This window comes from Roseivirga sp. (assembly GCF_034669765.1).
Lineage (GTDB): Bacteria > Bacteroidota > Bacteroidia > Cytophagales > Cyclobacteriaceae > Roseivirga.
The window spans coordinates 159,239-167,121 of record NZ_JAXMOQ010000009.1; the positions used below are offsets into that span (position 1 = coordinate 159,239).

The following is a 7,883-nucleotide window of genomic DNA, read 5'->3' on the forward strand; positions in this document are numbered from 1 at the left end:
TTCCATATCAGATCAATCCTCTCGATTTCAGTTCAAGGTACTTGTTTATGGTGTTAACACTCAATTCTTTTGGAGGCGTTAATATGGTATGAATTCCGTGGGCCTGAAGCTCTTTCATAATCAGCTTCTTTTCATAGGCCAGTTGCTCAGCAATTCCCTTAGTATACACCCCTTCCAAAGAATCCGCCTTGGTTTCAATAAGCTCCTTCACTTCCGTGTTCTCAAAGAAAATGCACACCAATAAATGCTGCTGATTGATTTTTCTGAGGTAAAGCAATTGCCTTTGCAAGGAAGAAAGCGAAACAAAATTAGTGTACAGCAGAATCAAGCTTCTCTGCGTCACCTTTCGTTTTAAGGAAATATAAAGCTGCGAAAAGTCACTTTCTTTATAGGCTGTTTTCTGCTTATAGAGATGCTCCAAAATTAAATTCAGCTGCATATTTCTCGAAGAAGCAGGCAAAACTGAATTCACTTTATGCTGAAAGGTAACTAAACCAGCCTTATCTCCTTTTTTCAGGGCGATGTTGGAAATTACCAAACTGGCATTAATCGCATAATCTAGTAAGCTCATGCCTTCAAATGGCATCTGCATCATTCGGCCTTTATCAATTACCGAATACACTTGCTGCGAGCGCTCCTCTTGAAATTGATTAATCATCAATTCCGACCTTCTGGCAGACGCTTTCCAATTGATTTTTCGGTAATCATCACCAGCCACATAGTTTTTGATTTGCTCAAATTCCATGTTATTCCCAATGCGCCTGATTTTCTTAATTCCGCTCTGCTGCAGTTGGTTCGAAATGGCAAGTAGCTCGTACTTCCGCATTTGAATGAAAGAAGGATATACGGAGACTGCTTTGGGCTGCCCCAGTTGAAACCTCCTCTTTACAATGCCGAGCTTAGTAAATACAAAAGCGTTAATGATGCCAAACTCATATTCTCCACGCTTTACGGGGCGAAGCGAATAGTTGATATTCTTGACCTCTCCGGGCTTTAAAGTCAGGTCAAATTGCTGGTTTCTGATTTGAAATTGCACAGGCAATTCATCAAAAACCTGAATAAAAACTTGTTGTTGAAATCGGTGCTCTAGAATGATTTGAACAGCGTTTTCATCTCCATTAGAAAACTTATCGGCCAAGATTCTTTCCGCCACCAAAGGGCTTTTTTGCTTATACAAAAGCAGGGTATCGAGCAATAGCAGGATCAAGGCCAGATAGAACAACGTTTCTGCAATAGCGGCTACTGCGGGAACCGCAAAACCGACCATAAACAAAAACACCAAAGCCCCTGCAACGGCAAAAAAACGATTGGTGAGATAGAAAGACTTGATGTAATTCATTAACGCGGCACTTCAGTTTTGGCAACCAGCTGATTGATTACTTCCTCGGCTGTAACGCCTTCCATTTCCTTTTCAGGGGTAAGAATAATTCTATGGGTGAGCACAGGTGAGGCCAAGAATTTAATATCCTCTGGGGTGACGAAATCACGTCCTTGAATGGCCGCAAAAGCCCTCGCTCCGTTCAGCAAAGCCAAAGAAGCACGAGGAGAAGCGCCTAAGTAAATAGCGTGGTCGTGACGCGTTTGGGTTACAATTTCAGCAATGTACCTGAGGAGTTTCTCGTCTACGACTATCTCTGTCAAAGTAGCACGATAGGCAGCAATATCTTGGGCGTTAAGCACTTTAGAAATCTCATCCATTTGGCCGCCTTTTCTGGCTGCATGACGGGTTAGAATTTCGGTTTCATCCTCTACTGACGGATAACCGATTTCAATTTTGAATAAAAAACGATCGAGCTGCGCTTCTGGCAATCGGTAAGTTCCTTCTTGCTCAATTGGGTTTTGGGTAGCCAAAACAATGTATGGTGCTTCCATTTTATGCGTAGTTCCGTCTATGGTAACCTGACGTTCTTCCATCACCTCGAAAAGCGCTGCTTGGGTTTTTGCAGGCGCTCGGTTGATTTCATCAATGAGCACAATATTTGAGAAGATAGGCCCTTTCCTAAATTCGAACTCCGAAGTTTTCACATTGAAAATTGAAGTGCCGAGCACATCCGATGGCATAAGGTCGGGCGTAAACTGAACCCGAGAAAAATCTACATCAATACTTTTCGCTACCAGTTTAGAAGCCAATGTTTTTGCTACTCCTGGTACACCTTCTAATAGAATATGACCATCTGCAAGTATGGCGGTCAGGATTAAATCGACCATTTTCTTCTGGCCTACTATTACTTTACCAATCTCCTCTCGGATTTGTGCTACACCTGCTTTTAGTTTTGTCAGGTCGACCCTGTTTTCGAATGTATCTTGATTTTCCATATGCTATGCTATTCCGTAAAATTCGTTCATTAATTTTTCCATCAGCAGAAGTTCACCTTCTTCGATCATATTATTTGCCTCCACTCGCTCAACCAGTTCTACCAAAGCGAATACGGTAGTCTTTTCAGTGCCAGATTTTCTTGTGAGTTCTAGCTTAAAAGGCTCATCCAATTTATCCGTTCTTAGCGTGTAATGACTTCGTACAAAGTCCTTCCAGAACAGAATTCTTTTTCGCGCCAAGTTCTTATGGTTCTTCTGTTGGTGATAAAGTTGCCCCAGTGTATTTACAAATTCAAGCGTTGCATTTTTCACTGGAGGAATCACCGCAATGATTCGCTGTCTTCTTTTCGATTCAAACAAAATGAAGATAAGCATCGAGGCTAAAAGAATGTAAATGGCCCACCTTAGAGCTGGGTAACTTAATAGCGCTCGAATTTCAGACTGAGATTCCAGTTTGCCCAATTGATAGTACTCCACATGCAATAGCGGCTCATCTTTTGGGAAAAGGCTTAATAAGGAAGACGTAAAAACCGAGGTTTCTTCTTGCAGCACAAAGTAATTTGTGAAAGCCAGTGGCATAGTACTCAAGTATAGATCACCTTGACCACCGTTGTATTTAAGCAGAACTGGCTTACCATCTTCGCGCCAAGCCATTTCGGTAATACTGTCGCTTTCTACTTTAGAAAAATAAGCTACCGTGGCTAAACTAGGGAAAACAAAAGTCTCTTCATTTCCATTTGGCAGGGAAAATCGCACGTTTGTTTTAGTCTCTGCTGCCAGCTCATTTATTACTTGAGTAAAGTCGGCAGGATTCAATCGTTGCTCCAAATACGTTTCGAAATGCAAACTGTCTTCAAGACGACTCGAAAAGTCTTGTGCTGCTAAGAAAACCGTATGCCCCTTTTCAACATGGGTTAAAAGTGAAGAGAAGTCATTTTCATCCAACATCAATCCGCTGGATAAAATTAAAAGGTTATCCTCGATTTCCTCTTGCTCCACCAATTCATAAATGGTTTTAAAGCTAGAAGGTGCCTCTTGTTGATCGAAAAGATCTTTGAGTAAACCGTGGGTTGCGAAGGTGCCAAAAGGAATCCTATCGCGGTAATGGTATGTGGGTGTCCAATCCTCTGGATTAGGCTTCTGCATTTCATACACCACATAAATGGTAATAATGGCAATAAAGAATATCAGGTATTTTTTGTCTTTCATTTCTTTGAAGACTTTAAAGTTCCTATACGCTCTAAATGCGTTTTGGCCTTAGTCACCATTGTTTCGTTGGCTTCAAAATGACCATACCAGGTATAATCAAAAAGGAAGCTGAGACTAGCGAAATCTTGCTCTATGCTGTGGCCTGATAACTCATATAGGTATTCGTGGTTGGTTTTACCCTTTCGAATGGCAATCAGGTTGGCGTCTGAAATTCTTTTTAAGGCATAGAGGTAAGTTAATCGCACTGCGATTCTCCATTGTGACTGATTAATGGCTTGCTGAATTTCACTTTCAAAATCAATGTCATTCAGGGCTTCTTCATCCACCTGATAAGGCTTTGCTTCAGATTTAGCTTTCTTAAAAAGGGTTGTGGGCTGAATGCCCGTGAGTTTGATGATAAAGAACACGAAAGCGGCAATGAGCAGCACATAAAAGAGGATTTCTAACACGCCACTGGTAATAGCCGAACCAAACAAGCTATTAAACCAGCCTACAATTCTGGCCCAAAGCCGTTCTAGAAAGCCTTTCGGCTTGGCCTTATATACCTCATATTGAAAACGCTTGTCACTTCTATATTCCTCTAGCTTCCGGGCATCAAAACTCCTTATCTCCGTTTGCGGAGATTGCATTGGGAAAGCAGCTAAAGCAGTGGAACCCGCCAAAGTAAATTGCAGTGTTATAAATACTAAAAGCAGATTAATATGTCTCTTCATCCTCTGTTGTTCCAGTATCATCCATTTGCTCAATTCTAGACATCAAGCCTCTAGACTCTCTTCTTTCCACCAAATTAAAATACTGAAAAGCCAAGGCCAAAAAGCTGATGGAATAAGTAAGAACGGCACCAAAAGTTTCGAGAACTGAAAAGAGAATACTCATTGGGTTGCTTCCAAAATTAGAGTCATCCACTCCACTAAAATCACCAGACTCTTGTACGGAAGTAAATACATCACCAAAAACCAAAAGGGTCCTCGGCAGACTAAACAGCGCATTGATTACATAGCCAATAATCGCAGTTACAAACAATAAACCTAAAGTACTCCACCATTTATCTTTAATTAGTTTAAAGGCCCTTCCGAAAGCATCGATGGGGTTATTGTCTTCAAACACTATGATAGCAGAGCCCAGTGACAAAACAATCATTAAATAAACTCCAGGAATGAAAAATAAGAACATGCCAATAACCACCACAATCGCAGTTAGCACATTAAATACCAATAAATTGAATATTCTAGAGAGTAAATTTTTGGTTACATCTGGAATACGTATGTCAGAAGGAGCTTTATGCTGATATGCCTTCATATAGCCATAAGCGACTGCAGGCAAAACTGCCGATGTGACCACTGCCGAAATCAACACCAAACCATAAAGGCTGAACATATTTATGATCATATCAGGAGTAAACCCTCCTTCTCCAAAGCTGAACATTCCTAGAGAAAGCTGGCTCATCAGAATATTCGAGATCAAAAGGATTGGGCCAGAAATAAGCAATTGAGCTCTGAGGTAAGGCCATGCGTTTTCCCGAAGGAAAACGAACGTCATGTTCAGTTTGTCTCCAAACTGGCGTTTTTTATAAAACTCTATTTGCGGTATATACGCCATTTTTAAACAATTTTCGAGGGTAAATAATTATGTAATAAACCATAAAAGCCAAGGATCCTAAAATGATCGCTGCTTTTAATGTGTTTGGCATTCCGAATAAACGAGTCACAAACGACTCCAGAAAACCCGCTATAATAAACATTGGAATCAAACCCAAAACTACTTTCGCTCCTGTTAAGGCTCCTTTTTTCAAAGATTCAAGTCGGGAATAAGTACCTGGAAACAACATGGAGTTGCCCATAATGAGCCCTGCTCCTCCTGCCATTACTATGGAGATGATTTCTATGGTTCCATGAATCCAAATGGTAAGTACCGAAGTCAGTAAAAGCCCTTTTTGGTAAAAGAAGTATTGGAAAGACCCCAACATCACTCCGTTCTTAAAAAGCATAAAGCCTGTGCCGAGTGATGCTACGATACCTGCGGCAAAGGCCATAAATGACACTCTTATGTTATTGAAGGTAATGGCAAAAAACATATCTGTTTGGGCCATAGAAGCATAAATACCAAGGGGTTGGCCGCTTTCAATGTTCACCAAGGTTCTATTCACATAGTTATCACCCAATATAAGCCTTACAAAAGTATCGTCCTGTGCTGCGGAAAACGCTCCAATAATACTTGAAAGCAAGAAGATGATCAATGAATAACCAAAGGCTTTGCGGTGAACCCAGAATATTTCAGGTAATTCTACTTGCCAAAACCTCACAAAACGACCCGAACTCTGTTTCTTATTTTTATAGATGTATTGGTGAACTTTCGTAGAAAGATTATTCAAGTAAACAGTGATGTCACTTTTCGGGTAATGCGTTTTAGCGTAGGCCAGATCGTCCGTCAGCTGAATAAACAAACTCGCAAGCCCGTCAGGGTCTTTTCTGGCTTTGGAGGAAATTTGCCTTTCGAACTCTTCCCATTTACTTATATTTGCCTTCACGAAAGCGGATTCCCTCATCTTTGATTCGTATTTAAGTCAAAAATTATTCAATAATAGTTCTTATGCAAGCGGTAAGCATTCAAACCTCACAAAACATTCAATTAGAGTACCCGCTAGCCGGTATTGGCGATAGAATATTAGCTTTTGTTATAGATGCGGTAATCATCCTCAGCTTTATCTTTATCACCAATATAATATTAGGCGCCTCTGGTATATCGATGACTGTGGCGATGAATGTAATGCTCAGCATTGTTGCTTATTTGTATAGGCTTGTATCAGAAGTGTTTTTCAACGGCCAAACCGTAGGTAAAAGGGCATTGCATATCAAAGTGGTCAAATTAGACGGAAGCGTTCCTTCATTTGGTGCCTATTTCCTAAGATGGCTTATGGAACCCATTGATTTCTTTATTATGGGACTCGGGGTAGTGTTCATCATTTTAACCAAAAACGGGCAGCGTGTTGGTGACCTTTTAGCAGGAACTACTGTCGTGAAAATGAAGAAAATTACGGCTACCAATGTCAGGAATAAAGTAATCATGGAAACTGTAGATGAAAACTATGTACCCAAAATCCCCGAAGCGGCACAGCTAGCTGACAATGAAATCCATTTGATTAAAGATGCCTTATCTGCCTTTAGAGAAGGTGCTAAAGAAAGACCTCTTCTGCTTATTGAAGCAAAACTCAAAGAGAAATACAACATACAAAGCGATATGCCCACTGTGAAATTCATGTATACGCTGCTTAGGGATCACACTTATTATATGACAAGGTAGAATGCTAAAAACTGCTTTTTATATACTGGCGATCTCCTTCTTATTCAATACGGTTTCGTTATCCCAAACCGAATCGAGATACCCAAAAAACTATTTAGAGGCAGAGTATACTCCTTTGCTCGATTCACTTAGACTGGCTTACGGTGAAAAAATAAGCTACAAGAACAGTGGACAGATGGAATTAGCTACACTATTGGCCATAAGTCATTATCCTTTTCTGCAAAACCGTAAGGTTAAAGTGATTATAAGAAAAGTAAAGGGCGCTCCTGTCGAGGCGAGCTTTTCTCCTCTCAATGTAGTTACACCCGCCAGAGCTAAGGTGTATAAAATCATTATTAAGGAAAACTCCTTTATGGAAAGACTATCGCTTAACAAACAAGTGGCCGCACTAGGGCACGAAATGGCGCATTTTATTCAATATGAAGAAAGAGGGTATTTTGGCACTCTGTTCGGGCTGTTGCACTATGTTTCTTCGGACAAATACCGAATCAAGTTTGAGAAAACGGCTGACAAAATTGCCATGGACCATGGGCTTGGCCCGCAAATGCTAGAGTTTGCTTTCTACACCTCCAAGGAAGATATTCAAAACTTTATGAACCAAATGGGCTATGGAAATTAAAAACTATACCCGTTCGCAGCTTGCACTAAGAAATGGCCAAGATCGACCCGAAATATGGGTGGCCTATCAAGGGCGAATCTATGATGTAACCACTTCAAAGCTTTGGAGTAAAGGCATGCACTACGAACATTGGGCTGGTCAAGATTTAACCCATGAGCTTCCAGATGCCCCACATACCGAAAAGGTATTTGAAAAATTCGCTGTCATAGGAATCCTCGTTTCCTAATTCTGTTCGATTCATCCAAATACTGTGCTGAAAGTGACCGAAAGATGTACGTTTTCAGTACACATTATTTACGAATACGAACACATTTTCTATACAACTATCTAATTTTCAATTAGTTAATTTTAATGGCACGTGCATTGGATAAAGAGTAGTATGTCGAATAGAAAAAAACAAAACAACAATTTAAATAACACGGTCATGAATAGCTCAAAG

General features: G+C 40.5%; 9 protein-coding genes. 3 read left to right on the top strand and 6 right to left on the bottom strand.

The features are described from left to right. Positions 1–7: 7 nt before the first annotated feature. Genes VOI17_RS16755 through VOI17_RS16780 form a run of 6 tightly spaced genes read right to left on the bottom strand, consistent with a single transcriptional unit; the run spans position 8 to position 6,070 of the window. Positions 8–1,339 (bottom strand): DUF58 domain-containing protein, encoded by a 1,332-nt coding sequence (locus VOI17_RS16755; RefSeq protein ID WP_323758377.1) that lies wholly within the window; start codon positions 1,337–1,339, stop codon positions 8–10. Beyond that, positions 1,339–2,316 carry a MoxR family ATPase gene (locus tag VOI17_RS16760; RefSeq protein WP_323758378.1) on the bottom strand — a complete coding sequence of 326 codons (978 nt, stop codon included), beginning with the start codon at positions 2,314–2,316 and terminating at the stop codon, positions 1,339–1,341. Before VOI17_RS16760 ends, VOI17_RS16755 begins: the two co-directional genes overlap by 1 nt. Positions 2,317–2,319: 3 nt before the next feature. Further along, complete coding sequence (locus tag VOI17_RS16765; RefSeq protein ID WP_323758379.1) at positions 2,320–3,525, bottom strand: DUF4350 domain-containing protein; 1,206 nt, start codon at positions 3,523–3,525, stop codon at positions 2,320–2,322. Then, complete coding sequence (locus VOI17_RS16770; protein WP_323758380.1) at positions 3,522–4,238, bottom strand: DUF4129 domain-containing protein; 717 nt, start codon at positions 4,236–4,238, stop codon at positions 3,522–3,524. Before VOI17_RS16770 ends, VOI17_RS16765 begins: the two co-directional genes overlap by 4 nt. Further along, a complete protein-coding gene (locus tag VOI17_RS16775; protein WP_323758381.1) occupies positions 4,222–5,124 on the bottom strand; it encodes a hypothetical protein in 903 nt (300 codons plus the stop codon). Before VOI17_RS16775 ends, VOI17_RS16770 begins: the two co-directional genes overlap by 17 nt. After that, entirely contained in the window at positions 5,093–6,070 is a 978-nt protein-coding gene (locus VOI17_RS16780) for a stage II sporulation protein M (RefSeq protein ID WP_323758382.1), read from the bottom strand. The genes VOI17_RS16775 and VOI17_RS16780 overlap by 32 nt, the downstream gene beginning before the upstream one ends. 44 nt (positions 6,071–6,114) lie before the next feature. Between VOI17_RS16780 and VOI17_RS16785 the strand changes: the two genes are divergently transcribed. Genes VOI17_RS16785 through VOI17_RS16795 form a run of 3 tightly spaced genes read left to right on the top strand, consistent with a single transcriptional unit; the run spans position 6,115 to position 7,670 of the window. Further along, a complete protein-coding gene (locus VOI17_RS16785) occupies positions 6,115–6,825 on the top strand; it encodes an RDD family protein (protein WP_323758383.1) in 711 nt (236 codons plus the stop codon). 1 nt (position 6,826) lies between these two features. Continuing rightward, on the top strand, positions 6,827–7,444 hold the full coding sequence (locus tag VOI17_RS16790; protein WP_323758384.1) for a hypothetical protein: 618 nt from the start codon (positions 6,827–6,829) through the stop codon (positions 7,442–7,444). Further along, entirely contained in the window at positions 7,440–7,670 is a 231-nt protein-coding gene (locus VOI17_RS16795) for a cytochrome b5 domain-containing protein (RefSeq protein WP_323758387.1), read from the top strand. The genes VOI17_RS16790 and VOI17_RS16795 overlap by 5 nt, the downstream gene beginning before the upstream one ends. Positions 7,671–7,883 lie beyond the last annotated feature (213 nt).